The organism is Achromobacter sp. 1014246743 (assembly GCF_059760725.1).
The window spans coordinates 1-25,724 of the sequence record NZ_JCBANA010000088.1 but is presented as its reverse complement, the minus strand read 5'-3'; the positions used below and the strand labels follow the sequence as shown (position 1 = coordinate 25,724).

Here is a 25,724-nt window from a genome sequence, read left to right as displayed (position 1 = left end):
ACATCGAGACCATCCGCAAGGACGTCGGCATGGTGTTCCAGCACTTCAACCTGTTCCCGCACCTGACGGTGCTGGAAAACCTGACGCTGGGCCCCATGTGGGTGCTGAAAAAGCCGCGTGCCGAAGCAGAAGCCACGGCCATGAAGTACCTGGAGCGCGTGCGCATTCCGGACCAGGCCAAGAAATTCCCCGGCCAGTTGTCCGGCGGCCAGCAGCAGCGCGTGGCGATTGCCCGGTCGCTGTGCATGAGCCCCAAGATCATGCTGTTCGATGAGCCCACCTCGGCCCTGGACCCGGAAATGGTCAAGGAAGTGCTGGACGTGATGGTCAACCTGGCCCAGGAAAGCGGCATGACGATGCTGTGCGTGACCCACGAAATGGGCTTTGCGCGCAAGGTCGCCAACCGCGTCATCTTCATGGACCGCGGCGAGATCATCGAGCAGAACAGCCCGGACGAGTTCTTCGACAATCCGCAGAACGAACGCACCAAGCTGTTCCTGAGCCAGATTTTGCATTGATCTGAATCGCGGGCGCAGCACCGTCGACCCAAGGCCGCCTTGCTCTGAAGGCGGCTTTTCTTTTGGGCGAGACCTTTTCGACGCCCTTCCCCGTGATCGTCAGGACCTGCGGATCAAATCGGTGCTCCGGTTCGACCAGCCCAAGCGCCACACCCTGGCCGATCAATTCCCGCCCGCGCCTTAACAAGATCTTGAGACTCGCCTACCTAGAATCGCCAACGATTCTCATTGGCACTTCTCTTGGAACTTCTCATGGCGCAGTCCTTCTCCCCTCCCCGCGGCGCGTTCGCGCTCAAAACCCTGGGCCTCGCGCTGGGCGCCGCCGCCAGCGCCCAGGCCCAGCCGGCCGACACCGCCGTGCAGCTGGCCCCTGTCACCGTGCAAGGCGACGCCCCGCCCTACAAGGCCGACCGCGTCCAGTCCGGCAAATTCACCGAACCGCTGCTCGACACCCCGCAAAGCATCACCGTCGTGCCCCGCGCCGTGCTGGAAGAGCAGCAGGCCCAGAGCCTGCAGGACGTGCTGCGCAACGTGCCCGGCATCACCTTCAGTTCCGGCGAAGGCAACCTGGGCTGGGGCGACATGTTCACCATCCGCGGGTTCTCGGCCGAACAAAGCATCACCGTCGACGGCATCCGCGACGCCGGCCTGTCCAGCCGCACCGACATCTTCAACCTGGAACAGGCCGAAGTCTTCAAAGGCACCGGGTCGATTGAATCCGGCGTGTCCGCCGTGGGCGGCAGCGTCAACCTGGCCAGCAAAGAAGCCCGCCTGGGCTCGTTCTACAAGGCGTCCGGCGGCCTGGGCACCGACCACTACCGCCGCATCACCGCGGACCTGAACCAGGAACTGACCGACAGCTCGGCCCTGCGCATCAACCTGATGCGCCACCACAACGGCGTGGCTGAGCGCGACGTCACCGAGTTCGACCGTTCCGGCATCGCCGCATCGCTGGCCATGGGCCTGGGCACGCCCACCCGCGTCACCTTCAACTACCTGCACCAGGAAGACAACAACATCCCCGACGGCGGCGTGCCCATCCAGCGCGGCACCGGCGGCCAGCGCATGCCCAACGTTGCGCGCAACGCCTGGTATGGCGATCCGTCGCGCTACACCGAGCAGACCCGCACCGACCAGGCTACCCTGAAAGTCGAACACGACTTCAACAAGGGCGTGCGCCTGTCCAACATCAGCCGCTGGCAACAGACCGACCGCATCGGCGTCCTGTCGCCCGCGCGTTTCAACAGCCCCTCGCGCACGTCCTACGGCTATGTCGGCGCCGGCCCCCTGGTCACCAGCGCCGACGGCATTGCGTCCTACAGCGGCTACACCGCGCAAGGCAACCCCAGCCCCTACGCCCAACTGCGCGGCAACGACTTCGGCACCTCCAAGCGCTACACCATCCTGGCCAACCAGAGCAACCTGAACCTGGACTTCAAGACGGGCGGCATCAAGCACCAGGTCGTTACCGGCATCGAGTTCTACCAGGAAACCTACGGCGACCACGAACGCACCATCAAGGCCCCGTCCACCAACCCCACCATCGACCTGCGCAACACCGGCGGCGTCGACATGGGCGGTGTCGACACCGTCAAGGGCAACAGCGGCAACGAAGCCCGCGTCTTCAACACCGGCCTGTACGTCGCCGACACCCTCACCCTGACGCCCCAATGGCTGGTGCAAGGCGCGCTGCGCTATGACCGCTACCGCGTCACCCAGGTATCCGGATCGGCCGGCAACCACACCACCAACCGCATCGAAGACGGCGCCTGGAGCGGCCGCGTCGGCCTGACCTACAAGCCCGTCGAACAAGCCAGCCTCTACGCCGCCTACAGCCAGGCCGCCCAACCGTCCGCCCTGGGCGCCTCCACCAACAACAACATCTACGGCGCCACCGGCGGCGACACCTACAAACCCGCCGTCTCCAAGACCTGGGAACTGGGCGCCAAATGGGACACCGCCGGCGGCGACCTGTCGCTGACCAGCGCCCTGTTTCGTACCGAACTGTCCGATTCCTGGGAATACGGCGACGACGCCACCGACGTCGTGCGCGCCCTGCCCGCCAAGCGCGTCGACGGCATCGAACTGGGCCTGTCCGGCAACATCACCCCGCGCTGGTCGGCATTTGCAGGCGTCAGCGCCATGAAAAGCCGCATCACCAAAGGCGCCAACAGCGGCGAAGAAGCCAAGAACGTCCCCGACCTGACTTTCAATCTATGGACCACCTACGCCGCCACCGACCGCCTGTCGCTCAGCTACGGTGCGCAATACGTCGGCAAGCGCCGCTACACCGACAACAAATACGTAGGCGGCAAGAACAACAACAGCGCCACCGTCTCCGGGCCGTCGGGCACGCATCCGATCTGGGTTCGAGATGATGAAAAAGCGCCGTCCTACTGGCTGCATTCCGTGGCGGCGCGCTATCGCGTGGACAAGGCGCTGACCGTGGGGATGAACGTCGAGAACCTGTTCAATAAGTTCTATTACAGCCGGGTAGGTGCTTCGCTGGATGGGTTCCAGCTGTATGGGGTGCCGGGGGCTGGGCGGACGGTGACGTTTACGGCGGAGTTGTCGTTTTAGAGACCTTCTGGAAATTAAGAATCTTCCAATTCTCTTTTGAGTCCGGAATGCGTAGCTTACGGTATATTCCAGAGAAATATCGCACAAGGACATCATGAAGGGTCGAACATTTCCTTGAAACAGATGAAGGAAAGTTATGCAAGCTGCTTATTGGAAAGAGACATATCGGCTAATGCAAGAACTCTTGCGCGGCATTCAGCATGAATCAGCACAAGATTTGGAAAAATTCGAGATCAGCTCTGAAATATACGTCGAGATAAAAGATGAACTAGCGCGATCTGGCGAGCTAATCTCACATCTGGCATTGCCACCGTACGATTTGGCGTTTGTGGCAGACGCGACGGGAAGAATACCGTTCGATATCTTCGATACAGGTTTCGGCTCAGAATCGTTTAGAGTTGCATGCCAACTGTGGAGCCATGAAAAAAAGACCGACCTCACATTGATTGCGGACCTTTCATTGATGCTTGACGAGCCTCACCTTGCCTTTATATTGCTTGAAACGCAGTGAACCTTCAGTCGGTGCCCTCGAAGAAGTCTCGCGCAACTGAGACATATGAACGACGTATCAAACGTTCCAATCTTCCTTCGGACCTAGCATTCAGATAGCGTATTGAGGAATATGTGCCGATGAAAACATGGCAGCAGATTTTGATTGAAGCAGATGCATTTGTTAAATTTCTCAGTCAAGACTCCCTTTACGCCAAACCATACAACGGCGGCCTTCCAGAAGAATTTGTACTGACCGATGCAACAATAGCTCGCCTGGTCGCTAGCGGTGGCCTCCCCGAAGGATTCGAAGATTGGGAAAGCCTCACAGATTCGGTAGAACTCCTCAACGAGAAAATTCTACTTCTGACATCATCGCTTTTGCGGGGGGATTACCTTTCTTTCTACCACCGCAGTGGAAAAACGAATCTTTATTCCCTTTCATAAGATCTAGACGAAAACCCACCACTGGAGACTCGAAATATCCTACCTTTTGGCCTACTTTGAATTGAACAACGGCAACGCTACGGATTATTCAGGTTTCCGCGAGGTGGGAAATCATGTGATGCCGAAAGCGATCTGTGGCGGTTCGATTTCCGTCCAATACCAAGAGCAAATAGTTCCGGCCACGGTAGTTACTGACATGAGCGGCGACAGTGCTCATGACTATTTCTCCAAACGCGGGCACGAAGCAAGACAACTACTGATGCGGTTCATTTCCAGCAGAATTGCGAACGACTGCATAATTTCGTGCCTAGCATTATTTATTGACAATAATCACAAACCTGTTTTTCCCGACAGATACCAGAAAATTTCATTGGCTAGACTCTCAGACTTTTTTCCGACAAAACTCAATTCGAACGAGGACCCCAAATTACCAAAACATGATAATAGAGTCTGGCTTGCTTTGTTCCACATATGTTTTTTATTCAAATAAAATGGAGTTGTCGCAACCCGGCCGACTTATTTGATTATATGAGTGCCATGAAAATAAAATCGGCAGAAGAATTCAAGAAGTTCTCCGACTCCAAATCTGATATCGAAATGACCAGGTGGGCCGCTGCCGATGAAGTTTGGATTGCTGTTCTGGAAAAGTACCCGAATCTCTCAAGAATCGTTGCATTGAACCGCACAATATCCCTGCCCATCCTGATACGCCTATCGAAGAGCAACGATTGGCTGACTCGGTGCGACGTAGCAATGAAACGAAGGATCACCCCATCAATGTTCCATGCGCTTTCGCGGGACCCTGAACCGGCAGTCCGAAAGAGAATTGCCCTGAATCCAAAGGCTCCCCTGGACGTCTTGCAAATGCTTGCGGATGACCAAGACAAGACAGTTTCAGACGCCGCTAAAGAGCGACTGGAGAGTCGTTGATACTGAGTTTCGGACTATCTATTCCGAAAGCCGATGCGTCAGAAGTAGGAATTCGCCTCTAAGGAAAACGTAGTCGGCCACGTTATTTCTAAAGGCGCCAACAGCGGCGAAGAAGCCAAGAACGTCCCCGCGCCCCTTCCTGCCACTTGCGGACCACCGACTCCGCCGCCGACGGCCTGTCCGTCAGCTACGGCGCACCACCGCGAGGACAAAGCGCTGACCGAGCGGTCGTCGTGGTCAACCCGCTCAACGACTGCGATTGCAGCAGTGACAACAGGTCGTTAAAGGCGTCGCAGCGGTAAGGCTAGCCCCAAGCCCAAGGACGCTGAGGCGCACCACGGAGATCGGATTCCAGAAATTCAGAATCTTCCAATGCTCTTTTGAGTCCGGAATGCGTAGCTTGGACACGCCTTCCGGATTTTTGCTTTCAGGGGCGAAATTCACCCGGCAGGCAATCCTGCGAAATTGCGTACCACCACTCCACTCACAACCAGGGTCGACAACAAATGAGAGAAGCCACGATGCAACTTGATCTACTTGAAGAGAATATTGATCTGAATGCCATCTCATTTGATGCATCTGCCCTGATCTTCTCCAGGTTCCTCCAACAGCTGGCAACAGATATGTTTGAGCAAGGACGCTTCTCTGGCGACTTCTTGCGCTGGACGACCGAGACACTAGGGCTTCGTCTCTCTTCCGCCACCCCCCCTGCGGTTTCCGACCTGGTTCGAACCCGGACGGATACCTGGCGACTACACCATGCTGAACCAGATTGTCCCAAGAAGCACTTTCTCAGAGCGGTGATTTGCTGCCTTTACGATAAACACACCGACAAAACCAGAGAGCTTGAAACGCCTGAAATGGTTGAATTGTTCTTCTTTGTACTCTCGGATATCGGACCGGAAGTTTGCGAACAGTTCAGAATTTTCTTTGAAGCGCACGTCAGGAAGCACTGAACGACATCAGCGCGAAAATAATGTATGACGCCACCAGATTTCCGCAATAGCCGCCGTGAAATGCGGTGCGACCTCAGCCCGTCAGGGACCACCCGTTTTCCTCATCCTGCTACGAATCATGCATTCGGACGCGCTAGCATGTGACATACGCAGGGTCGACCCGTAAACAACAAACCAGACTTGGTTTTCGCAGAGAAAGACGTAGTCTGGTTCGTTATTTCGCGTTCACACATTCAAATTCATGCCAAGAAAACCCAAATTGAAAGCATCACCCAACAGGATCAAGCTCACTATGGAGCAGGCTTATCGAGCCCTGTTCTATTTTCTTGAGCAGGAATATGAAAGAACCCGAGCCGATGAGATCGGCGGGCTGCTTGGCTCTCTGTCGTGGAAGACATTCCTTGGCCGTAGCCCTGCAGATCCTGGGGCGTGGGTTGATTGGGAACAAGCCGTCAATGCAGCGCTCTCGATTCCAGATGATGCCTCACCCTCATGAAATCGCGTCCCCGGTGCCGTCAATGGCTACACCGCCACAACGTACGAAGATGTCCCGCTGCAAGCTCTTGTGGCAGATAGGCCTTCTAGGTCCCCTAGTCTCGTGCCTGTCCGCCTGGCTGTACCTGAATCCCCTACGAACCCAAAGACGCAGCGTCTGTGGCCAAGACGTTTGCTAACGAAGCCACTCAAGGCAATTGGCGCTTGGCGCACGAACTGACGCTCAAGAACGGATACACCGGCCGCACACCCGACGAACTACGCCAAGCCTGGAAGCAGCAGCACTGCGGCAAGGTGTCCATGGTGTCCTGGGGGCCGCCGCAATCGCATGGCAACCGGCTACGCCGATGGCTGCAAGGGCTACCGCAGGATCAGGACCGAATCAGGGTCGAATTCAATGGCGATCTCCATGAGACCCCACGCATGATGTCTTTCGAGGTTCGACCAACAGAAAGCCGCCAATGAAAAAAACAGACAAAGACAGTATCGATTGCGTAGTAAACCTAATGCTAGAGGCGCGAACCAATGCGGGAATTTCAAAAGATACAGCGATAGCCGCGACAGAAGGAATGAGCAAGCTTAGGTCAAAGTACCGAACACTACCGTCTATTCCGACCGAAATTGCAAACATGCTGATCGATATGCAGGCCAGTCTCCTTACGAGTGCAGAACGACACAAATCGGACCTTGCCAATGTCGCCATGGCCAATAGAATATTCGAGATTGCGTTGCGACTCTCGGATATAGCTAGAGAAATGACTTCGCTATCCAAATAGGAAGTGAAAATGGCGCATTAGACTACACGTCATCCAGACTGAGAATACGAGAATGTGACTGAGGGGCAGCATACTCTCACTCGTCAACTATATAAATAATCATACGGTGAGTTGAATGGGAGCTAAGGAGTTGGTGAGCGACGAACTTGCAGAAAAGTGCATTTCTGCGATAGCAAACACCTCCGCCTTTAAAAAATCTGCATTGCTTTACGAAATACAGGATGATTTTAATTTCGTTCTCATTTCCGTAGCAACAGACGGAGTGAGCGATGTCTCGCCATTGGATAGGAAAGAAATCGCAAGACTGGTGGATGCAATGATTCCGAAGAGAAGTGGCGATTACTCCTGGATGATAAATTTCCTTTCGGATGGCACCATCATTGATAGCTATTTTGGTGGCGATTTGATGTCACCTGGCTCCGGCATGTGACGGGATTGGTGCAACGCAAGGCTTGCGTCAAACATTCCAAGCCCCCCAAACACTAGCAATTGCCATCAGAGAACACGTAATACGCTTCATGGTCTACATGCTCTAGCCTTCAATGCGTTGGTTAGCGAAGCTTCTCAAGGCAATTGGCGCTTGGCGCACGAACTGACGCTCAAGAACGGATACACCGGCCGCACACCCGACGAACTACGCCAAGCCTGGAAGCAGCAGCACTGCGGCAAGGTGTCCATGGTGTCCTGGGGGCCGCCGCAATCGCATTGCTACCGGCTACGCCAATGGAAGGTCTTCAACTTCCAATGCCATGCAGGCTGATCGTCCACGCGGCTTGTACACTGCCTCCCAATCCCATCACTCGGAGCGCAAGACCGCCATGGAGATCACCCCCGTCGACTACCGCGAGCAGTACGCATTCCAGCCTGTCGACACCCTCAGCCATCGCCGGCTATCCGGCGCCCCGTCGCTGCAACAGGTGCTGGACTGCCTGGACGAGTTGCGACGGGCCGACCCTGGCCACCGCTACTTCTGCACGCTCGACGACATCAACCAGTGTTGCTACACCAGCGGCCACGCGGGCAATGACGATCGCATCGACATGGACTACGGCGACACCGACTTCGACGACCCGGAATCGGTTCACGCCTTCGAGGTGCGCCGCGCGGCTCACGTGGTGGCGCGATTGCAGGACGCGGCGTTGCGCCAGTCCTGGGAAGACGTGTGCGGCACGCTGATGACCACCCAGGAAGATGTGGACGTCCTGGTGGCCACCAACCGCGATCCAGACCGGGTGATCGATAGCGTGGTCTACATCCAGCGCGTTACCGTGCCAGACGACACCTTCATGATCGCCGCCCTGCCCAATGGCTATTTTTCCTGCGACTGGGATGTGTTCCAGAACCATGCGGTGATTCGACGCATGCATGAGCGGCATGGCTACCGCTTTGTCGGGCTTGGTGCGTCGTGGTTGGGGTTCGTGCGGGATACGCCGCTGCAGCCGGCTGCGGCCGATGCATTGGTGGCGGACCTGGCGGACTTGTATGGCTGTGCCAGTGACGAGCACCAAGCCGCTTGGCACGAGCTTGCCGGGATTGCGGCTAGCGGGAATGTACTGCTGCTGGGGTACACGGAGAATTTCGCTGAATAGCGTTGGCAGCATTTAGACGGGGACCGGCCAAGAGTGAACTGGAAACCGCTCCAGCAAAAATGCTCGGTTGCTCGGGCCAGCGTACCCACTCTCATTCGTAGATTGAGGGCAAGGGAATGTGATTCCGTTCCAACACACAAACGATCTTCTCTAGAAAAGTCAGTGGGGCATCCGTTGTACTTCCGTAGAGATCGACAAGCCCTACTTCGACAACATATTCAACCAGTTGAATGAGCTCCTGCCGCTCGTTGTCTTTGAGCTTCTCGGAAAGAGTTTCTGGCGGCGGGTCACCCCTTCCGTTCAGGGCCAATCGCGCGCCTTTGGCTTCCCACTCCGGTATATCCTCAGCAACAGCGATGCTATCCAGATGAGAGAGAAGATCATCCAAGGAAGAATGGGAGATTTTTTTAGCACTGCAGTAGCTGCGGAGACAGGACGCCGCGTACCGCTGCCTCATTCTGGACGTCAGACAAAGCAGATTTGCATGCAAATCATTATGTTTCATAACTACGCCAACTCAATCCAGGTCGACATTTTTTCCCACATAGTATCCGGTCATCATATCCAACACATCGTCCACCTGATCGCTCATTTCATCCATACCACTGTTGCGCAGAGCCAAGCTGAAGCCTCTATAACAATCAATTATCTCGCTTTTGCCGATGCCTGCTCGGTTTAGGCTCACTGCCAACTCCCGCAGCGCGTCAATCGGAGCATCGCTTGAAAGCGACATCCGTATTTTCTGAATTATGAAGTATTTCATTGGCAACAATGGCGCCGAATAAACATAACCTGATACGTTATTTAATTCCGACTATTTAGAATGCTTTGCTTCAAGTATTGCTCCATCCGACTTGAATATCAGTACATCAAAATTGCCGTTTAGCTGGAATTTGGGCGGTTGCCCCGTGACTCTCCAAGTATCACCTTCATCTGAGACAACGTACGGCTTTTGTCTATTGGCGGCCTCGACACCATAAACTCGAGTTACATAATCTTCACAAATTTCCACCGCTTTAGACTCGGACAACATAGAATCGCCACCTTCTGAAAAACCATTGGTGGCGGACCTGGCGGACTTGTATGGCTGCGCCAGTGACGAGCACCAAGCCGCTTGGCGTGAGCTTGCCGGGATTGCGGCTAGCGGGAATGTACTGCTGCTGGGGTACACGGAGAATTTCGCTGAATAGCGCTGGCATCGCCATGATGCCTTGACTGGCCCTCTGCACCGTAAACCGTCTGCCTGGCGGATGCTCTGGGTTCGATCTACCTCTCTGCAATTCTTCTAGCGGCCAATTCGATATTCAATTTCGTCACCGCGTCGACAATTACGACGTTTTCCAGATGGACATATGATTTTTCGGACAATGCCTCGGCGGTATCCTGCGTCAATCTGGCGATGTCATAAAAGTCCAAGCTAATAACCGAACCCTTAAGGTGAAGTTGCACCCCAAGCAGGTACCCCTTCTTTTCATGCTCAAACTCGGCAATCTCGTCGTACCCATCTGGGTACACCAATTGAATGTGCATCAATAGCTCCCTGTCGCCGTACCCCGGCCACACCTAATCTCTTTTAGTCAGTATCCAACCCGAAATCTGGAATCGCGAGTTCCACGGGAGACAGAAGAAATGACAGCCCGTCCTCTGCTTGCTTGACATGCCACAAAATTAAGCCTCGCGACCAAGATTCGCCCATAAGATCCATGAATGCGCCTACTCCACCCGCAAGTATTCCACACAGAGCAAACGGCGGAATCCAGATCAGTTGGACTGATCCAATACCCGTCCAACCGTGAGACAGAAACTTTCGCTGGGCCGCCTCGACGTATGGAGAGAAATAGCCGTCATCACCAGGCAGCGTCAGGCTGAAATCCTGTTCGTCTATCCACTCATAGATATATAAATGGAAGAACGCGATTGCGGCAGGTTGATAATTGAATAATGTCATCGCTGTTATTTAGCGCAAAACGTAGCCGGACACGTTATTTCATCGAGCTTTCAGCCTGCGTATCTCCGCAAGAAGGTTCGGAATATCTTGTCGTGCGTGGGCAATGAAATCTTGATCCGCTACGGTGGCGCCAGTTAGCTCGATATCGAAACCACTCTTGCCGTTTGTCATAATGAGGTTTGATCCGCTCTCGTGATCTCTACCCTCGACATACGATGACCAGGGACCAGGCGATGCCGCATTGCAACGGGATGCTATTTCTTGAATTTCCTGCTCTGTCATCACTAGCTACTCTCGTAGAAAACTGGAGGCATAAAAATAATGAAATTAAATAACGAACCAGACTACGCTTTCCAGTCAAAGAGTGCGCGCATCGTAGATTTTAATAACAACTCCAACACTCGCCTTATAGATGTGAAGAATTAAAGTCAAATCACTTTCCTCGTCGTCGATGAGCAGCGGAAACTCAACGCGTTTCTGTTTGTCGGAGGGATATCTAGGATATATTTCATACAGCTTCAGGTTTCTTTCCAGAAAACAAGTATCAGGTTTACCCACCCTGGACAATTCGCTCTCGTCAAGAACGTCGCCGCACAAATATTCCAGCATTGCCCGCTTGACACCAATCTCGCCATCGGGATAAAACACCTCGCATCTCGAAAGCAGGTCAATGTTATTGGCAGAAATGTGCTCGCAGATATAAATAATATTCGACAATATAGAAGGCGTTATCTAGTTGTCCATGCTTATTCTTTAGATAACGTAGATTACGAACCAGACTACGTTTTGGAAACCGCTTGGCGGGTAGAAAACGTAGTCTGGTTCATTATTTACAGACTTCATAAACCAGTGCAAGCCAGTCGACCTTGTCATCCCCCCACCCCAACCATTCTTGTCATTTCACAAGAGAAACAAGCATTCGATTTTAGATAATCCATGAAGTCGTTTTTTAGCTTCTGTTGATTCCTGCTCTAGCGTTCGACGTCATAGAATGCGATCTTGTAGATACCCGGATTTCTGGTATGGAATGTCACGACCCTAGATAGAGAAATTCGACCCTGAATTTCCCATCCTCAAAAAACAAATCGAAATATGCTCTAGTTTCGCTTTCCACACCATTTATCCAGAGCAAACACTCTACTCGCCAGCAGAAGTCCTCATTTTCGCCACCGTATGCCACGAACGGCGTGCGGCTTCCTTCTTCAGCAAAGGCAAGACGATAAGGCGGAGGCGCAATTTCGACGACATTTTCCCGAGACGATTCAGCCAAGTAGCACCGTATCTCGTCTGCGACGGCCGTACTAATGCCGTACCTGTCTTGAAGATAGATGTAATCACCTCTCCCTATATTGGCGACGAAATCCTCTACAAGGGAATATGCGACTTCTAACAACTGTATTCACTCCAAAACAATCATGAATAGTCCTGCCACATACCGAAGCCGATCTCTCTTGGTCAATCAAGAGCGAACTCATCATGAAGATCGAGCGCTTCATCTTCATTTATCGCCTGCCTATTGCCTGAGTAGTCTTGAGCAGAGATGATGAATCGATCCACACCCTGATCGACGCAACGCACACCGTCGACCACGGCGAATACGCCAAACAGGGCAACGCGAACAGATTCCAATATCACGGCGTCGAATAGCGACTGCTCGTTCACGGTCAATCGCGCCCTCCACTGCGCGATCTTTGAAAGCTGGTCAGATGGACGTCTGCCCGGAGGCGCGATGTACGTCGCAATAAGGTCATCTACCGCTTGCTGCTGCACATGACGCTTGATGGCGGCAATGAATTCCTGCCTATTCATGGCGCAATTCTCCGAAAGGCTTGAAGTCCGAATAGGCCGTCGCCCTCGACAAGCCCCCTTCGTTTGCCCTGGTCGCCTACCCCACGCGCAAACGCCCACCACTCTATCCGGCCGAGTGACAGAAAAAGGTAGGAAGTTTCCGAAAACGCCAGCAAGCATGTCGGACACGATCCCGACACGCCTTGAATGACCATGCAATGGATTTGCGAGTGCGCTGCGCGACGCGGCAGCGCTAGTTCAAGATCAAGACCGCGCAGCGCTGTGCAGCCCCACCCGAAACACGCTCCCCTGCCCCGGCGCCGATGTCAGCGACACGGTCCACCCCTGGTGCTCGCAAATCCGCTGCACCAGCGACAGGCCCAACCCGAGATTGCCGTTGTCCGGCTGCGTGCCGCGCACGAAGGGGCTGAAGATGGCTTCCTGGCGTTCGGCCGGAATGCCCGGGCCGTCGTCGGCGACCTGTAGATAGTCGCCGCCTGCCTGGACGGTGACACGGGCGCCCGGGCCGGCGTACTGCAAGGCGTTGCGGATCAGGTTGGACAGGACCGCGCGCAGCAATGGGGCGGGAAACGTCGGATAGCCTCCGGCCGCCCCGCTATCCTCATCCCCCTCGAACACCAACGTCATCCCGCGCCGCTGCGCGACCGCCGTCCAAGTCGCCAGTTGTTCGCCGGCCGCGTCGGCGGCGCTTTCCCGCACGAACTGCCCGCCGGCATCGCGGCCGCGCGCCAGCATCAGGTAGGTATCCAACCGCTCGCCCATATCGGTTGCCGCGGCGGCTATGCGCGCCACGCGGGCCGCGCTGGCGGGGTCCAGCCCGCCGCCGTCCGGCCCCGGCTCTTCCAGCAGCAATTCGCACGAGCTGGAAATGACCATCAGCGGCGTGCGCAGTTCGTGCCCGACGTCGGCGGTGAACAGCTGTTCGCGCCGCAGCGCCTGTTCCAGCTGGTTGTACGTCGCATCGAACGCCGCGGCGAGGCGGCCGATTTCGTCGGGGGGATAGTTTTCGGCCAGGCGGGTCTGGGGCGGTTGCGCGCCGCGGGCGGTGACTTGCGCGGCCAGGCGCGCCAGCGGGCGCAGCATGCGGCGCGTGGCCAGGGTGCCCAGCACGAAGGCCAGGACCAGGCTGGCGGCGAGCCCCGTAACGACGGTCCAGTGGGACGTGGCCTGGTTGCGTTCGTAGTCGGTGTAGTCGCGCAGCAGCATGTAGCGCTGGCCGTCTTTGTCGTCGACCATGGCGTGCCACACGCGGCCGTCGCGCTCGATCTTGTGAAAGCCGGGCCCCAGGCGCCGCAGCCAGTCCGGAAACGCCGGGCCACCGGGGTCGCCATGAAAGAAGCGATGCGGCCGGCCGGGGTCGATGCCGGCCAGGAAGTCGCCGCGTACGCGGTCCACGGCCATGCCCATGTCGATGCGCTGCAGGTGGACTTCGAGCTTGTTGACGCTCCAGATGGACACCCACGTCAATGCGCCGCCGACCAGCAGGGCCAGCAGCACGTAGGTCAGCACCAGGTGGCGGGCCAGGCCGCGCCGCGCGCTACGCATCGGCGGCGGCCCGTAGCTGGTAGCCGATGCCGTGCACGGTGACCAGCAAGGGGGTGTCGAACGGTTTGTCGACCACCTGGCGGATCTGGTGGATGTGCGTGCGCAGGCTGTCGCTGTCGGGCGGCGAGTCGCGCCACAGGGCTTCTTCCAGGCGGCCGCGATGCACCACGGCCGGGCTGGCGCGCATCAGCAGCATCAGCAGTTGCAGGGGCGATGGCGGCAGGCGCAGGGGCTGGCCGGCGCGGGTCAGCGCCAGGGTGCCGGTGTCCAGCGTCAGGTCGCCTACGCGCAGCACGCGCGAGGCGCCCGCGCCGCTGGCCCGGTGCAGCAGGGCCTTGGCGCGGGCGGCCAGTTCGGCCAGCGCGAAGGGCTTGACCAGGTAGTCGTCGGCGCCGGCATCAAAGCCGGTCAGCCGGTTGTCCAGGGTGTCGCGCGCGGTGACCATGATGACGGGGGTGTCGCAGGCGGCCTCGATGCGCAGGCGGCGGCACAGGTCGTAGCCGTCCAGCCGGGGCAGCATCAGGTCCAGCACGATCAGGTCGAAGCCGCCCGTGGCCGCCATGGCATAACCGCGCAGGCCGTCTTCGGCGCAGTCGACGATGTAGCCGCGGCGCGTGAGGTGGTGCGTGATGTTGGCCAGGATGTCGGGGTCGTCTTCGATGACTAGAACGCGCATGTCGGGCACAGCCGGTAATGGAAATCAGTCTCATATTGTAAGCACGCCCCCTGCCCGGCCATTCATTGGCCTGGCGCTTGCGGCCCCGGCGCCACAGCGGCTGCGCGTCTTAACGCTTTCTTGAGACGGGATGGCGGAGACTGCACGGCGATAGGAATGGTTCGCGTTACCCGCACCCCGCGGCGCACGTCGTGGCCACAGGATCCCTCCATGCATTTGAAAGCGATGTTCCCCGCGGCGCTGGCCGTTGCCGCTTGCCTTTTTGCCGCCGCGCCCACCGCACAGGCCCGCCAGGTGACCGACCTGGCCGGGCGCGTGGTGACGGTGCCCGACCACCCGCAGCGGGTGCTGCTGGGCGAAGGCCGTTTTGTGTTCGCGATGGCGTTGCTGGACCGCGCCGACCCGGTGGCCCGGGTGGTGGGCTGGCAAGGCGAACTGAAGCAGCAGGACCCGTACTCGTGGCAGCAGCTGGTGAAGCGTTTTCCGAAGGCGGCGGACGTGCCGCTGATCGGCAAGACGTCGGAAGCCAGCGTGAGCCCCGAGAAGATCGTGTCGCTCAAGCCGGACGTGGCGGTGTTCAGCCTGAGCGGCCACGGCCCGGGCCGCAACAATCCGATGATTGCGTCGTTGCAGGAAGCCGGCATTCCGATCGTGTTCATCGATTTCCGGCAGCATCCCGTGCAGAACACGGTGCCCAGCCTGCGCATCCTGGGCCAGGCGCTGGACCGCCAGGACGCGGCCGAGCGCTATATCGCGTTCTATGAATCGCACATGGTGCGGGTGCGCCAGATCGTGCAGCCGGTGCCGCAGGCCGAACGGCCGCGCGTGTTCGTGGAGATGTTGGCGGGCGTGTGGCCGGCGTGCTGCCACAGCACGGGCAACGGCAGTTTTGGCGATTTGCTGGAAGCGGCGGGCGGCGTGAACGTGGCCGCGCCGGTGCTGCCGGGGGCCATAGGCGATGTCAGCATGGAATTCCTGCTGCAGGCGCAGCCCCAGGTGTATATCGCCACGGGCAGCCGGTCCGAACCCGGCCGCGCAGGCCTGTTGGCGGGCCCCGGCGCGGCGGCGGACGTGTCGGCCGCCAGCCTGTCGACGCTGCTCGAACGCGACGGCATCCGCGACCTGGATGCGGTCAAGAAGGGCCGCGCCTTCGGCATCTGGCACGCGTTCTACAACTCGCCCTACAACGTGGCGGCGGTGGAAGCGATGGCCAAGTGGCTGTATCCGGAACGCGCCGCCGCGCTGGACCCGCGCGCGACGCTGGATGCGCTGTATCGCGACTTCCTGGACGTGGACGGCGCGGGCACCTACTGGACCGCGCCGGCGGGCCGCTAGGCACGGCCGGGCACGCTGATCATGTCGCTTTCCGCACTTGCCACGGCGGCCACCGCCGCCGCCCCGCTTGACGCCATTGCCCTGCACCGCCGCACGCAGAAGCGGCGGCTGGCGCTGGCCCTGCTGTTGACGCTCGCCATTGTCGTCAGCCTGTTGGCCGACATCGCCACCGGCCCCGCGGGCCTCGCGCCGGCCGACCTGCTGCGCACGCTGCTGCACCCGGACGCAGCCGATGCCGGCGCGCGCGTCATCGTCTGGCAGTTTCGCCTGCCCTATGCGCTGATGGCCCTGCTGGTGGGCGTGGCGCTGGGCCTGGGCGGCGCCGAGATGCAGACGATGCTGGACAACCCGCTGGCCAGCCCCTACACGCTGGGCGTATCGGCGGCGGCGGCCTTTGGGGCGTCGCTGGCGATCACGCTGGACTGGCACGTGCCGGCGCTGCCGCCGGGCATGGTGGTGTCGCTGGCCGCCTTTGCCAGCACGCTGGTGTCGGTGCTGATCCTGGAACGGGTGGCGCGCTGGCGCGGCGGGTCGACGCTGGGGGTCGTGCTGTTCGGCATTGCGCTGGTGTATTCGTTTCAGGCGCTGGTGATGCTGCTGCAGTTCGTGGCCAGCGAAGAAGCCCTGCAAGGCATCGTGTTCTGGACCATGGGCAGCCTGGCCCGCGCCACCTGGACGACCGTGGGCGTGATGGCCGCGGCGCTGGCGCTGGCCTTGCCGTTTTCGATGCGTGACGCCTGGAAGCTGACCGCCGTGCGGCTGGGCGAAGAACGCGCGGCCAGCTTCGGCATCGACGTCAAGCGCCTGCGCCTGGTGAGCCTGCTGCGCGTCAGCGCGCTGGCGGCGCTGGCCGTGTCGTTCGTGGGCACCATCGGTTTCGTGGGTCTGGTGGCGCCGCACATCGCCCGCCTGCTGCTGGGCGAAGACCACCGCTATTACCTGCCGGGCAGCGCGCTGGCCGGCGCGTTGATCCTGTCGCTGGCCTCGGTCGCGTCCAAGACCGTGCTGCCCGGCGCGCTGATACCGGTGGGCATCGTGACGTCGCTGGTCGGCATTCCCTTTTTTCTCACCATCGTCATCCGCGCCTTGAAGCGCAGTTGACGCATTATCTGAACTTCGGAGACGCTTTCCCATGCAACACCGCTACACGCTTGCCCTGGCCGCCCTGTTCGCCGCCGGCGCCGTCCAGGCCGCCGAGCCCGCCGCCACGACGACGACCGCCGCTTGCACCATCGACGTGCAAGGCCAGCCCGGCAAGAAATTCGAACCCAACCACATCGTGGTGCCCTCGACGTGCAAGGATTTCACGGTGCGCCTGATCCACACCGGCAAGAACAGCAAGGAAAAGGCCGGCCACAACTGGGTGCTGACCAAGACCGAAGACATCGATGCCGTGATGGTGGACGGTATCAAGGCCGGCGCCGCGCACGAGTTCCTGGCCCCCGGCGACGCCCGCATCCTGGCCAAGACGCCGATGCTGGGCGGCGGCGAAACCGCCACCGTGACCTTCCCCGTCAGCCGCTTGGCCGCCGGGCAGTCGTACACCTTCTACTGCTCGTTCCCGGCGCACGCCCAGCACATGCGCGGCACGCTGACGCTGCAACCCTGACGCCATGAATCTGCGGGACATCCCCTTGCCAGGCGACACGGCGGCAGCCAACGCGACGCTGGAAATCCGCGGCCTGACGGCCGGCTACGGCAGCCGGCCGGTGCTGCGCAACCTGCACGCCAAGGCCTTGCCCGAGGCCTCGCTGACGGCGCTGCTGGGGCCCAACGGCAGCGGCAAGTCGACGCTGCTCAAGACCCTGGCGGGGCTGAACCCGATGCAGGGCGGTACGCTGCGGCTGGACGGTGCGGATTTCGGGCGCCTGCCACCGGCGCAGCGGGCCGCGCAGGCCATGTACATGCCCCAGGCCCTGCCCAAGGGCGTGCACATGACGGTGCTGGAATCCGTCCTGGTGGCCGCCCGCTCGGGCCGCCACGGCCAGGGCGGCGACGCGCTGATGGGCGAAGCCATGCGCGTGCTGACCGAACTGGGCATCGGCCCGCTGGCCAGCCGCTACCTGGATGAACTGTCGGGCGGCCAGAAGCAGCTGGCGTCCCTGGCGCAGGCGCTGGTGCGCCGGCCGCGGCTGTTGCTGCTGGACGAACCGCTGTCGGCGCTGGACCTGAACTACCAGTTCCATGTGATGGACGTGCTGCGCCGCCAGACGGCGCGCCATCGCCTCATCACCTTGGTCGTGCTGCACGATCTGAACATTGCGCTGCGCCACGCCGACCGGGCCTTGCTGCTGCATGGCGGCGCGCTGCTGGCCGAAGGGCCGCCGCAAGACGTCGTGACCGCCGACACGCTACGCCGCGCCTACGGTGTGCGGGCGCGGGTGGAACGCTGCCCGCAAGGCCAGCCACAGGTGCATGTGGACGGGTTGGCCTGACGACGGGTTGACCTGACGTTATATAGTCAAGGCTCCGTCGACCGCCGACCTGCTTGCCGAGAGCCGAACGATGAAAGCCCGCCGCGCGCTGACACTGCACCTTTCTTTGCTGGCGTCTTTGCCAGCCGCCCTGGTGGGCACGTCCGCCACTGCCGACACGATCTATAACCGCGATGGCCTGGTGGCCGAGGTCAACACCGGCAGCCGGCAAGACTGGAACACTGGCCAGCGCCAGCAGACGCGCAGCACCACCATCACCTTCCAGGGCCAGGCCCTGTGCGGCAAAGACGTGACCGACCTGCTGTTTGCCGATGGCAAGGACCCGCCACAGCGCGCCTTCTATTGCCCCAATGGCGCGCAGGCGCTGGACGGCGGCGTGCTGGCATTCTTCACCAGCGGCAGCGCGAGCACCGTGCTGGCCTACTTGCAGGTGGTGAACGGCGCTCTGCGCGCGCAGCGTATCGATGTCTCGAAAGACCCGAAGCGCAACAGCATCCAGGTCACGCGTTTTCTGGACGCGCGCCTGCCCGGCTGGACCCGCGTGGAAACCGCCTGGAACGAAACCGTGCTGATCCGCCATGCGCCCTTGCAGGCCATCAACCTGGGCGCTGGCCGGCTGCTGGACGTCGACGGCGACGTGGCCTACCTGGCGGTGCCGGCGGGGTCCAAGGCCGTCGAAACCCAGCCGGCAAAACAGGTCAAGGACGCCTACGGCTATATGCAGCTCGTGCCCGCCATCACTGAATTCGTGCCGACCCCCGCGGGCTTTCGCGTGGCGCGGCTGGCCGACGGACGCGAGCTGGCCCGCTGGGACGCCAAGGACACCTGCCAGCAACTGCCGGCCATGCAGTTCGACCCCGGCGTCACCGGCATCAGCAGCAAGATCGACATCCGCTACGACGATCTGCCCGCCTGGCGCGCACGTTCTCTGGAATTCACGCCTGGCCCGCCGGGCAAGGCCATGCTGCGCGTCAAGCCTGGCGTTGACCTGCCGCGCAAGCCCCACTGCACGCCGGCCTGATCACGCCTCGCCCGATACGGCCGTGCGTGCCCGGCATCCCGCCCCGGCCGGATGCCGGTGCGTGGGCGCTCAGACCAGGAACTGCCGGTACGCCTCGTTGTCCGTTTCTTCCCAGTGCGCGTAGCCCAGCTGCGCGAGGAACTTGTCCAGCGCCGCATCATCGGCCAGCGGCGCCTGGATGCCCACCAGCACCGAGCTGAAATCGGCCCCCTGGGCGCGGTAGTGGAACAGGCTGATATTCCAGTTGGGCGCCATCGCCGACAGGAAGGTCATCAGCGCACCGGGACGCTCGGGGAATTCAAAGCGGAACAAGCGTTCACCGCCAGCCAGCGGCGAGCGCCCGCCCACCATGTAGCGGATGTGCTGCTTGGACACCTCGTTATGGCTCAGGTCGCTGACCGCGAAACCCTGTTCCGTCAGCGCCTGCATGATCTCGGCCGCTTCGCCGCGCCGCCCGATCTGCACGCTGACGAAGATGCGGGCGGTGCGCGCATCGGCAATGCGGTAGTTGAACTCGGTGACGCTGCGCTGGCCGATCACGCCACAGAAGCGGCGAAAGCTGCCGCGTTCTTCGGGCACCGTCACGGCAAAGACCGCCTCGCGCGCTTCGCCCACTTCCGCGCGATCCGCCACGAAGCGCAGGCGATCGAAATTCATGTTGGCGCCTGATGTGATGGCCACCAGCCCCTGGCCCTGTGCGCCTTCGCGTTCCACGTACTGCTTCAAGCCCGCCACCGCCAGGGCGCCCGCCGGTTCCAGCACGCTGCGGGTATCCAGGAAGACGTCCTTGATGGCCGCGCAGACGGCGTCGGTGTCCACCAGCAGCACGTCGTCCAGGAATTCGCGGCACAGCCGGAAGGTTTCTTCGCCCACCAGCTTGACCGCCGTGCCGTCCGAGAACAGCCCCACCTCGGCCAGGTTGACCCGCTCGCCCGCCTGGATGGACTGCGCCATGGCGCAGGAATCGGCGATCTGCACGCCGATCACCTTGACCTGCGGCGCCACCGCCTTCAGGTACACCGATACGCCCGCCGCCAGGCTGCCGCCGCCGATGGGCACGAACACCGCGTCCAGCCGCCCCGGATGCTGGCGCAGGATTTCCATGCCGACCGTGCCCTGGCCGGCAATGACATAGGGGTCGTCAAACGCCGGAATGAAGGTCAGGTTCTGCTCGGCGGCCAGCGTCTGCGCGTGCGCATAGGCATCGCTGTACGAATCGCCCGCCAGCACCACCTGCACCGTCGGGCCGCCGTGGGCGCGCACCGCGTCCACCTTCACCTGGGGCGCGGTCTGCGGCACCACGATGGTGGCGCGCACGCCCAGCTTGGCGGCGGAAATCGCCACGCCCTGGGCGTGGTTGCCGGCGGACGCGGTAATGACGCCGCGGTCCAGCGCCGCCTGCGGCGTGTTGCGCATCTTGTTGTAGGCGCCGCGCACCTTGAAGGAAAACACCGGCTGGTTGTCTTCGCGCTTGAACGACACCCGGTTGCCCAGGCGGCGCGACAGGCCCAGCGCCGGGTCCAGCTCGGTCTCGCGGGCAATGTCGTAGACCCGCGCGGTCAGGATCTGGCGCAGGTATTCCATGGGCGCGGCATGGCCCTGGGCAAACGTGTCGGTGTCGGATTCGGTGGCGGCTTGCGGTTGTTGCATGGCGGATCTCTGCGGCTGTGAAATCGGGGAAGCCCGGCAGAGGCGGCAACAAAAAACCCGCCTCGTGGGGCGGGTTCGTTTGACTGACTGCGGTCGTGCGCTAACCCACCATTCTCGGAATGATGGTAATAATCAGCGAAATGCGGACGGCGCGGGAAGTCATGGGGGTGAAGCTTCCTCCAACCTCGGCGCTTTGTCAAATGGCGGCTGGCCAGCCCTTTGCGCTACAGGCCTTCGCCCGCGCCGCCCTGGGCGTACACCCGCACCGGCGCCGGCAGGTCATCCAGCGGCCGGTGCTGCGCCAGTTGCGTCAGCACGCCCCGGAACATGTTCTTTCGCCCGGCCGCATCCGGCACGCGCCGCACGAACAGGTAGTCGAAGTGCAGCAGCAACCGGCGCAACAGGCCCGCGTCCAGCGACAGCAGGATCTGGCGCAGGTCGTCCGGCAACACCTCGTCGGGCGATGCCAGGAACAGGCCCATCTGCATGCGCGTCAGCGGCTTGGTGCGGTACAGCGTTTCGCACGCCGCCTGGCAGGCCTGGCGGTCGTCCAGCGCCAGCAGCGTGGTGCACTTGAGCACCATCAGGAACACCTGGAATTCCGAGCCGGGTTCGGCCAGTTCGATGCCCTGGTCGAAATAGTCGATGGCTTCCGGCAGGCGGCCGCGGTTCAGGCGTAGCTGCCCCAGCACGGCAAAGGCCGAGGCGAACGCGGTGCTTTGGGCGAAGGCGTCTTCGGCCAGGGCTTCGGCCAGTTCCAGGTGCTCGCGGCTGACAAAGCACAGCAGCTTGGCCGCGGCCAGCGCCAGCATGGGGTTGCCGCGGGCGTGCGGCAACGCCTGGAACACCAGCGCCTCGATCTGCGGTTCGAGCTGGGCGGGGTCGCTGGCCAGGTCCAGCACCAGCCGGGCATACAGGTGCGAGGCCCACATCAGGGCCGTCTGGGGATCGGCCGGGTTTTCAGCGCGCAGCTTTTCGAGTTCGGCTTCGGATTCCAGCCAGGTCTGCGGCGTGCGCGACAGCAATACGGCCGCGCGGTGCAGGCGCAGTTCGATGGGCTCGTCGGTGGGGCCGGCCAGGCCGCCGGCGGTGGCCAGGTTGCGCCAGATCTCGCTCTTGATGGCCGCGGCGAACGCCGTGGCGGCCGTGCGGGCGGCGCCGGCCAGGTCGTCGGGCGCAATGGTCCAGCGCTCGGCCCGCAGCGCGGCGCCGCTGGCGGCCGCGCGCAGCACCACCGCGCAATGCACGCCGGCCGTGTCCTGCCGCAGGCCGACTTCGACGCGAAACGGCGCATCGGCGCCCTCGCCCGCCTTGGGGGCCAGCAGCCGCACGCCGCGTTCGCTGGGCAGGCGGGCGCGCAAGGCGTCGGCCAGGTCGTCCAGGAAAGCGCGCACGCGCGGCTCGGTGCGCAAGGCCTCGGGACCGGCGGCGGGGCCGATGGCCACGTAGACGTCTTCGCCCGGTTCGGGGGCGCGCGCGGCGATCCAGCTATAGCCTTCGCCGTAGCTGGTGGCAATGAAACGCGGGGTGCGGGCCGAATCGCCCAGCTTGGTGCGCAGGCGGTTCACCAGCAGGTCCACGCTGCGCTCCAGCGCATCGACGTCGCCGCGCTGGGTGGCATCGAGCAGGCGCTGGCGCGGCAGGATCTGGCCCGCGTGGGCGGTCAGCAGCGACAGCGCGGCGCTTTCGACCGGGGTGAAGTGCATCGTCGTGCCATCGTCACGGCGGGCGTAGCGAAACATCGGATCGAACATCAGGTTGCCAAACCGCATTGCCTCTTCCTCACGCCGGGCTGTACAACGCCCATCGTCATCCGGCGCCCCGCTCTCGCCTGCCGCGCCAGGCGCGAACAGAAGCCGAATATTAGCCAATACTTGCACGCCGTAGTCATCAGGTTGGTGAAATTTGGCGCCATTTCTGCGCACAAAACCCCGTCTTTCGGTAATAAACCGGGCCGATTCGGCCACCCTTCGGGCATTTGGCGCCTATTTCTGTGCACGGCAGGCGAAGCGCGGTATTACAATGTTCGGTTCGTGGCAGTCGCACCTTCCAGGCGGTCGAGCAATCGAACCTGCAAATAAAGGACGGGCGGCGCCATGTTGGGCTGACAGATGCCGGGCTGAACACGGCGCGGCATCCGTCAGCCCATACGAACCCACTCTCGACAACATCTACCGGCTGACGCCGCATAGCATGTTCGGGTTTGCGCCTAGCGCCACAGCCGAACAGATTCAAGGATCATGTCTCTTACTCCGAAGATTATCTATACCCTCACCGACGAAGCTCCGGCGCTTGCAACCCGTTCGCTGCTGCCCATCGTCCAGACCTTCGCGAAGTCCGCTGGTATTACGGTCGAGACCCGCGACATCTCTTTGGCAGGCCGCATCATTGCGCTGTTCCCGGACTACCTGGAAGACAGCCAGAAGCTGGGCGACGCCCTGGCCGAGCTGGGCGCCCTGGCCGTCACGCCGCAAGCCAACATCATCAAGCTGCCGAACATCAGCGCCTCGATGCCCCAACTGAAGGCGGCCATCAAGGAACTGCAGGAACAAGGCTACAAGCTGCCCGACTACCCGGATGCCCCGGCCAACGACACCGAGCGTGACGTCAAGGCCCGCTACGACAAGGTCAAGGGCAGCGCCGTGAACCCCGTGCTGCGCGAAGGCAACTCCGACCGCCGCGCCCCGCTGTCGGTCAAGAACTACGCCCGCAAGCACCCGCACAAGATGGGCGCCTGGTCGGCGGATTCGAAGTCGCACGTGGCCCACATGGACGGCGGCGATTTCTACGGCACCGAAAAGTCGGCCCTGATCGCCGACGCCGGCGACGTCAAGATCACCCTGGTCGCTGCCGATGGCACCCAGACCGTGCTCAAGGAAAAGACCCCGGTCAAGGCCGGCGAGATCATCGACGCCGCCGTGCTGTCGACCGCCAAGCTCAAGGCTTTCCTGCAGGCCCAGATCGACGACGCGCGCGCCCAGGGCGTGCTGTTCTCGGTGCACCTGAAGGCCACCATGATGAAGGTCTCCGACCCCGTCATCTTCGGCCACGTGGTGTCCGTGTTCTACAAAGACGTGCTGGCCAAGCACGCCGCCGTCCTGAAGTCGGTCGGCTTCGATCCCAACAACGGCATTGGCGACCTGTACGCCAAGATCCAGTCGCTGCCCGCTGACCAGCAAGCCGCGATCACCGCCGACATCGACGCCGCCTACAAGACGCTGCCGCAGCTGGCCATGGTGAATTCCGACAAGGGCATCACCAACCTGCACGTGCCCAGCGACGTCATCGTCGACGCGTCCATGCCCGCCATGATCCGCGACTCGGGCAAGATGTGGAACGCCGAAGGCAAGCTGCAAGACACCAAGGCCGTCATTCCCGACCGCAGCTACGCCGGTGTCTACCAGGCCGTCATCGACGACTGCAAGAAGAACGGCGCCTTCAATCCGGTCACGATGGGCAGCGTGCCCAACGTCGGCCTGATGGCCCAGGCCGCTGAAGAATACGGTTCGCACAACAAGACCTTCATCGTGCCGGCCGCCGGCACCGTGCGCGTCACCGACGCCTCGGGCAAGGTCCTGCTGGAACAAACCGTGGAAGCCGGCGACCTCTGGCGCATGTGCCAGACCAAGGACGCCGCCATCCAGGATTGGGTCAAGCTGGCCGTCACCCGCGCCCGCGTCAGCAAGACGCCGGCCGTGTTCTGGCTGGACGAAAAGCGCGCCCACGACGCCCAGGTCATCGCCAAGGTCAAGCAGTACCTGAACGACCACGACACCAGCGGCCTGGACCTGCGCATTCTCGACCCGGTCGAAGCCACCAAGTTCTCGGTCAAGCGCATCCGCGAAGGCCTGGACACCATCTCGGTCACCGGCAACGTGCTGCGCGACTACCTGACCGACCTGTTCCCCATCATGGAACTGGGCACCAGCGCCAAGATGCTGTCGATCGTGCCGCTGGTCGCCGGTGGCGGCCTGTTCGAAACCGGTGCCGGCGGTTCGGCGCCCAAGCACGTGCAGCAGTTCCTGGAAGAAGGCTTCCTGCGCTGGGATTCGCTGGGCGAATTCATGGCGCTGGCCGCCTCGCTGGATCACCTGGGCCGCGCGTACGACAACGCCCGCGCCCAAGTGCTGGGCAGCACGCTGGACCTGGCCACCGCCAAGTTCCTGGACGAAAACAAGTCGCCCGACCGCAAGGTCGGCGGCCTGGACAACCGCGGCAGCCACTTCTACCTGGCCACGTACTGGGCCCAAGCCCTGGCCGACCAGAACGACGATCCCGCCCTGGCCGCGCTGTTCGCGCCGGCCGCGGCCGCTTTCGTCAAGAACGAAGCCAAGATCCTGGAAGAACTGAAGGCGGCCCAAGGCAAGCCGGTCGACATCGGCGGCTACTACCAGCCGAACGAAGACAAGGCCAGCCGCGCCATGCGCCCCAGCGCCACGCTGAACCAGGTGCTGGCCAACATCGGCTAAGCCCCGCCCCGGGCCGCCAGGCCCGGACGCGACAAAGCCGGCGGTCCCTTGCGGGG

The 25,724-nt window shown here is 61.3% G+C and carries 28 protein-coding genes; 17 read left to right on the top strand and 11 right to left on the bottom strand.

The features are described from left to right. The 11 genes from AC6LJ2_RS26760 to AC6LJ2_RS26710 all read left to right on the top strand — a co-directional run. Window positions 1-518, top strand: a 518-nt coding sequence (locus AC6LJ2_RS26760; protein WP_498152533.1) for an amino acid ABC transporter ATP-binding protein, incomplete at its 5' end; no start/stop codon positions are given. 252 nt (window positions 519-770) lie between these two features. Next, on the top strand, window positions 771-3,098 hold the full coding sequence (locus AC6LJ2_RS26755) for a TonB-dependent receptor (RefSeq protein ID WP_498152532.1): 2,328 nt from the start codon (window positions 771-773) through the stop codon (window positions 3,096-3,098). A gap of 136 nt (window positions 3,099-3,234) precedes the next feature. Then, the gene (locus AC6LJ2_RS26750) at window positions 3,235-3,609 is read left to right on the top strand and encodes a hypothetical protein (protein WP_263915058.1); all 375 of its coding nucleotides are present in this window, start codon (window positions 3,235-3,237) and stop codon (window positions 3,607-3,609) included. Between the two features lie 119 nt (window positions 3,610-3,728). Beyond that, window positions 3,729-4,034 carry a hypothetical protein gene (locus AC6LJ2_RS26745; protein ID WP_263915059.1) on the top strand — a complete coding sequence of 102 codons (306 nt, stop codon included), beginning with the start codon at window positions 3,729-3,731 and terminating at the stop codon, window positions 4,032-4,034. 537 nt (window positions 4,035-4,571) lie between these two features. Further along, the gene (locus AC6LJ2_RS26740; RefSeq protein WP_263915060.1) at window positions 4,572-4,964 is read left to right on the top strand and encodes a hypothetical protein; all 393 of its coding nucleotides are present in this window, start codon (window positions 4,572-4,574) and stop codon (window positions 4,962-4,964) included. A 521-nt stretch (window positions 4,965-5,485) separates the two neighbouring features. Then, a complete protein-coding gene (locus AC6LJ2_RS26735) occupies window positions 5,486-5,920 on the top strand; it encodes a hypothetical protein (RefSeq protein ID WP_263915061.1) in 435 nt (144 codons plus the stop codon). Between the two features lie 259 nt (window positions 5,921-6,179). Beyond that, the gene (locus AC6LJ2_RS26730) at window positions 6,180-6,416 is read left to right on the top strand and encodes a hypothetical protein (protein ID WP_498152531.1); all 237 of its coding nucleotides are present in this window, start codon (window positions 6,180-6,182) and stop codon (window positions 6,414-6,416) included. A gap of 203 nt (window positions 6,417-6,619) precedes the next feature. Beyond that, window positions 6,620-6,880, top strand: a complete 261-nt coding sequence (locus AC6LJ2_RS26725; RefSeq protein WP_498152530.1) for a hypothetical protein — start codon at window positions 6,620-6,622, stop codon at window positions 6,878-6,880. Window positions 6,881-7,324: 444 nt separating this feature from the next. After that, window positions 7,325-7,621, top strand: a complete 297-nt coding sequence (locus tag AC6LJ2_RS26720; RefSeq protein WP_498152529.1) for a hypothetical protein — start codon at window positions 7,325-7,327, stop codon at window positions 7,619-7,621. A 150-nt stretch (window positions 7,622-7,771) separates the two neighbouring features. Continuing rightward, window positions 7,772-7,951 (top strand): hypothetical protein, encoded by a 180-nt coding sequence (locus tag AC6LJ2_RS26715; protein ID WP_498152528.1) that lies wholly within the window; start codon window positions 7,772-7,774, stop codon window positions 7,949-7,951. Window positions 7,952-7,964: 13 nt separating this feature from the next. Beyond that, complete coding sequence (locus AC6LJ2_RS26710; protein ID WP_498152527.1) at window positions 7,965-8,780, top strand: hypothetical protein; 816 nt, start codon at window positions 7,965-7,967, stop codon at window positions 8,778-8,780. Between the two features lie 91 nt (window positions 8,781-8,871). On the opposite strand, the gene AC6LJ2_RS26705 is transcribed toward AC6LJ2_RS26710, so the two are convergent. The 9 genes from AC6LJ2_RS26705 to AC6LJ2_RS26665 all read right to left on the bottom strand — a co-directional run bounded on the left by AC6LJ2_RS26705 (window position 8,872) and on the right by AC6LJ2_RS26665 (window position 14,758). Beyond that, window positions 8,872-9,168: a hypothetical protein gene (locus AC6LJ2_RS26705; protein ID WP_498152526.1), complete on the bottom strand. Its 297-nt coding sequence runs from the start codon at window positions 9,166-9,168 to the stop codon at window positions 8,872-8,874. 129 nt (window positions 9,169-9,297) lie between these two features. Continuing rightward, complete coding sequence (locus AC6LJ2_RS26700; RefSeq protein WP_263915064.1) at window positions 9,298-9,513, bottom strand: hypothetical protein; 216 nt, start codon at window positions 9,511-9,513, stop codon at window positions 9,298-9,300. A gap of 81 nt (window positions 9,514-9,594) precedes the next feature. Next, on the bottom strand, window positions 9,595-9,813 hold the full coding sequence (locus AC6LJ2_RS26695) for an NTF2 fold immunity protein (RefSeq protein WP_498152534.1): 219 nt from the start codon (window positions 9,811-9,813) through the stop codon (window positions 9,595-9,597). Between the two features lie 233 nt (window positions 9,814-10,046). Next, window positions 10,047-10,310: a hypothetical protein gene (locus tag AC6LJ2_RS26690; RefSeq protein WP_263915065.1), complete on the bottom strand. Its 264-nt coding sequence runs from the start codon at window positions 10,308-10,310 to the stop codon at window positions 10,047-10,049. A 43-nt stretch (window positions 10,311-10,353) separates the two neighbouring features. Beyond that, complete coding sequence (locus AC6LJ2_RS26685) at window positions 10,354-10,728, bottom strand: hypothetical protein (protein ID WP_498152525.1); 375 nt, start codon at window positions 10,726-10,728, stop codon at window positions 10,354-10,356. 357 nt (window positions 10,729-11,085) lie between these two features. Further along, window positions 11,086-11,376: a hypothetical protein gene (locus AC6LJ2_RS26680; protein ID WP_498152524.1), complete on the bottom strand. Its 291-nt coding sequence runs from the start codon at window positions 11,374-11,376 to the stop codon at window positions 11,086-11,088. An 807-nt stretch (window positions 11,377-12,183) separates the two neighbouring features. After that, on the bottom strand, window positions 12,184-12,537 hold the full coding sequence (locus AC6LJ2_RS26675; protein ID WP_498152523.1) for a hypothetical protein: 354 nt from the start codon (window positions 12,535-12,537) through the stop codon (window positions 12,184-12,186). 243 nt (window positions 12,538-12,780) lie between these two features. Next, window positions 12,781-14,082, bottom strand: a complete 1,302-nt coding sequence (locus tag AC6LJ2_RS26670; RefSeq protein ID WP_498152522.1) for a sensor histidine kinase — start codon at window positions 14,080-14,082, stop codon at window positions 12,781-12,783. Next, entirely contained in the window at window positions 14,075-14,758 is a 684-nt protein-coding gene (locus tag AC6LJ2_RS26665) for a response regulator transcription factor (RefSeq protein ID WP_263915070.1), read from the bottom strand. The genes AC6LJ2_RS26670 and AC6LJ2_RS26665 overlap by 8 nt, the downstream gene beginning before the upstream one ends. A 210-nt stretch (window positions 14,759-14,968) precedes the next feature. Between AC6LJ2_RS26665 and AC6LJ2_RS26660 the strand changes: the two genes are divergently transcribed. The 5 genes from AC6LJ2_RS26660 to AC6LJ2_RS26640 all read left to right on the top strand — a co-directional run bounded on the left by AC6LJ2_RS26660 (window position 14,969) and on the right by AC6LJ2_RS26640 (window position 19,549). After that, window positions 14,969-16,093 (top strand): ABC transporter substrate-binding protein, encoded by a 1,125-nt coding sequence (locus AC6LJ2_RS26660; protein ID WP_498152521.1) that lies wholly within the window; start codon window positions 14,969-14,971, stop codon window positions 16,091-16,093. Between the two features lie 21 nt (window positions 16,094-16,114). Continuing rightward, window positions 16,115-17,194, top strand: a complete 1,080-nt coding sequence (locus AC6LJ2_RS26655; RefSeq protein ID WP_498152520.1) for a FecCD family ABC transporter permease — start codon at window positions 16,115-16,117, stop codon at window positions 17,192-17,194. Between the two features lie 31 nt (window positions 17,195-17,225). Continuing rightward, entirely contained in the window at window positions 17,226-17,702 is a 477-nt protein-coding gene (gene azu / locus AC6LJ2_RS26650; protein ID WP_263915073.1) for an azurin, read from the top strand. Between the two features lie 4 nt (window positions 17,703-17,706). Continuing rightward, complete coding sequence (locus tag AC6LJ2_RS26645) at window positions 17,707-18,528, top strand: ABC transporter ATP-binding protein (protein WP_498152519.1); 822 nt, start codon at window positions 17,707-17,709, stop codon at window positions 18,526-18,528. Window positions 18,529-18,598: 70 nt separating this feature from the next. Further along, entirely contained in the window at window positions 18,599-19,549 is a 951-nt protein-coding gene (locus AC6LJ2_RS26640; protein WP_263915075.1) for a hypothetical protein, read from the top strand. Between the two features lie 69 nt (window positions 19,550-19,618). Here AC6LJ2_RS26640 and ilvA read toward each other — a convergent pair whose 3' ends face one another. Next, complete coding sequence (gene ilvA, locus AC6LJ2_RS26635; RefSeq protein WP_498152518.1) at window positions 19,619-21,199, bottom strand: threonine ammonia-lyase, biosynthetic; 1,581 nt, start codon at window positions 21,197-21,199, stop codon at window positions 19,619-19,621. 224 nt (window positions 21,200-21,423) lie between these two features. Next, window positions 21,424-22,971, bottom strand: a complete 1,548-nt coding sequence (locus tag AC6LJ2_RS26630) for a winged helix-turn-helix domain-containing protein (protein ID WP_498152517.1) — start codon at window positions 22,969-22,971, stop codon at window positions 21,424-21,426. Between the two features lie 468 nt (window positions 22,972-23,439). Here AC6LJ2_RS26630 and AC6LJ2_RS26625 point away from each other — a divergent pair, with 468 nt between their 5' ends. After that, window positions 23,440-25,668, top strand: coding sequence for an NADP-dependent isocitrate dehydrogenase (locus AC6LJ2_RS26625; protein ID WP_498152516.1), 2,229 nt, complete (start codon window positions 23,440-23,442; stop codon window positions 25,666-25,668). The last annotated feature ends 56 nt before the right edge of the window (window positions 25,669-25,724 follow it).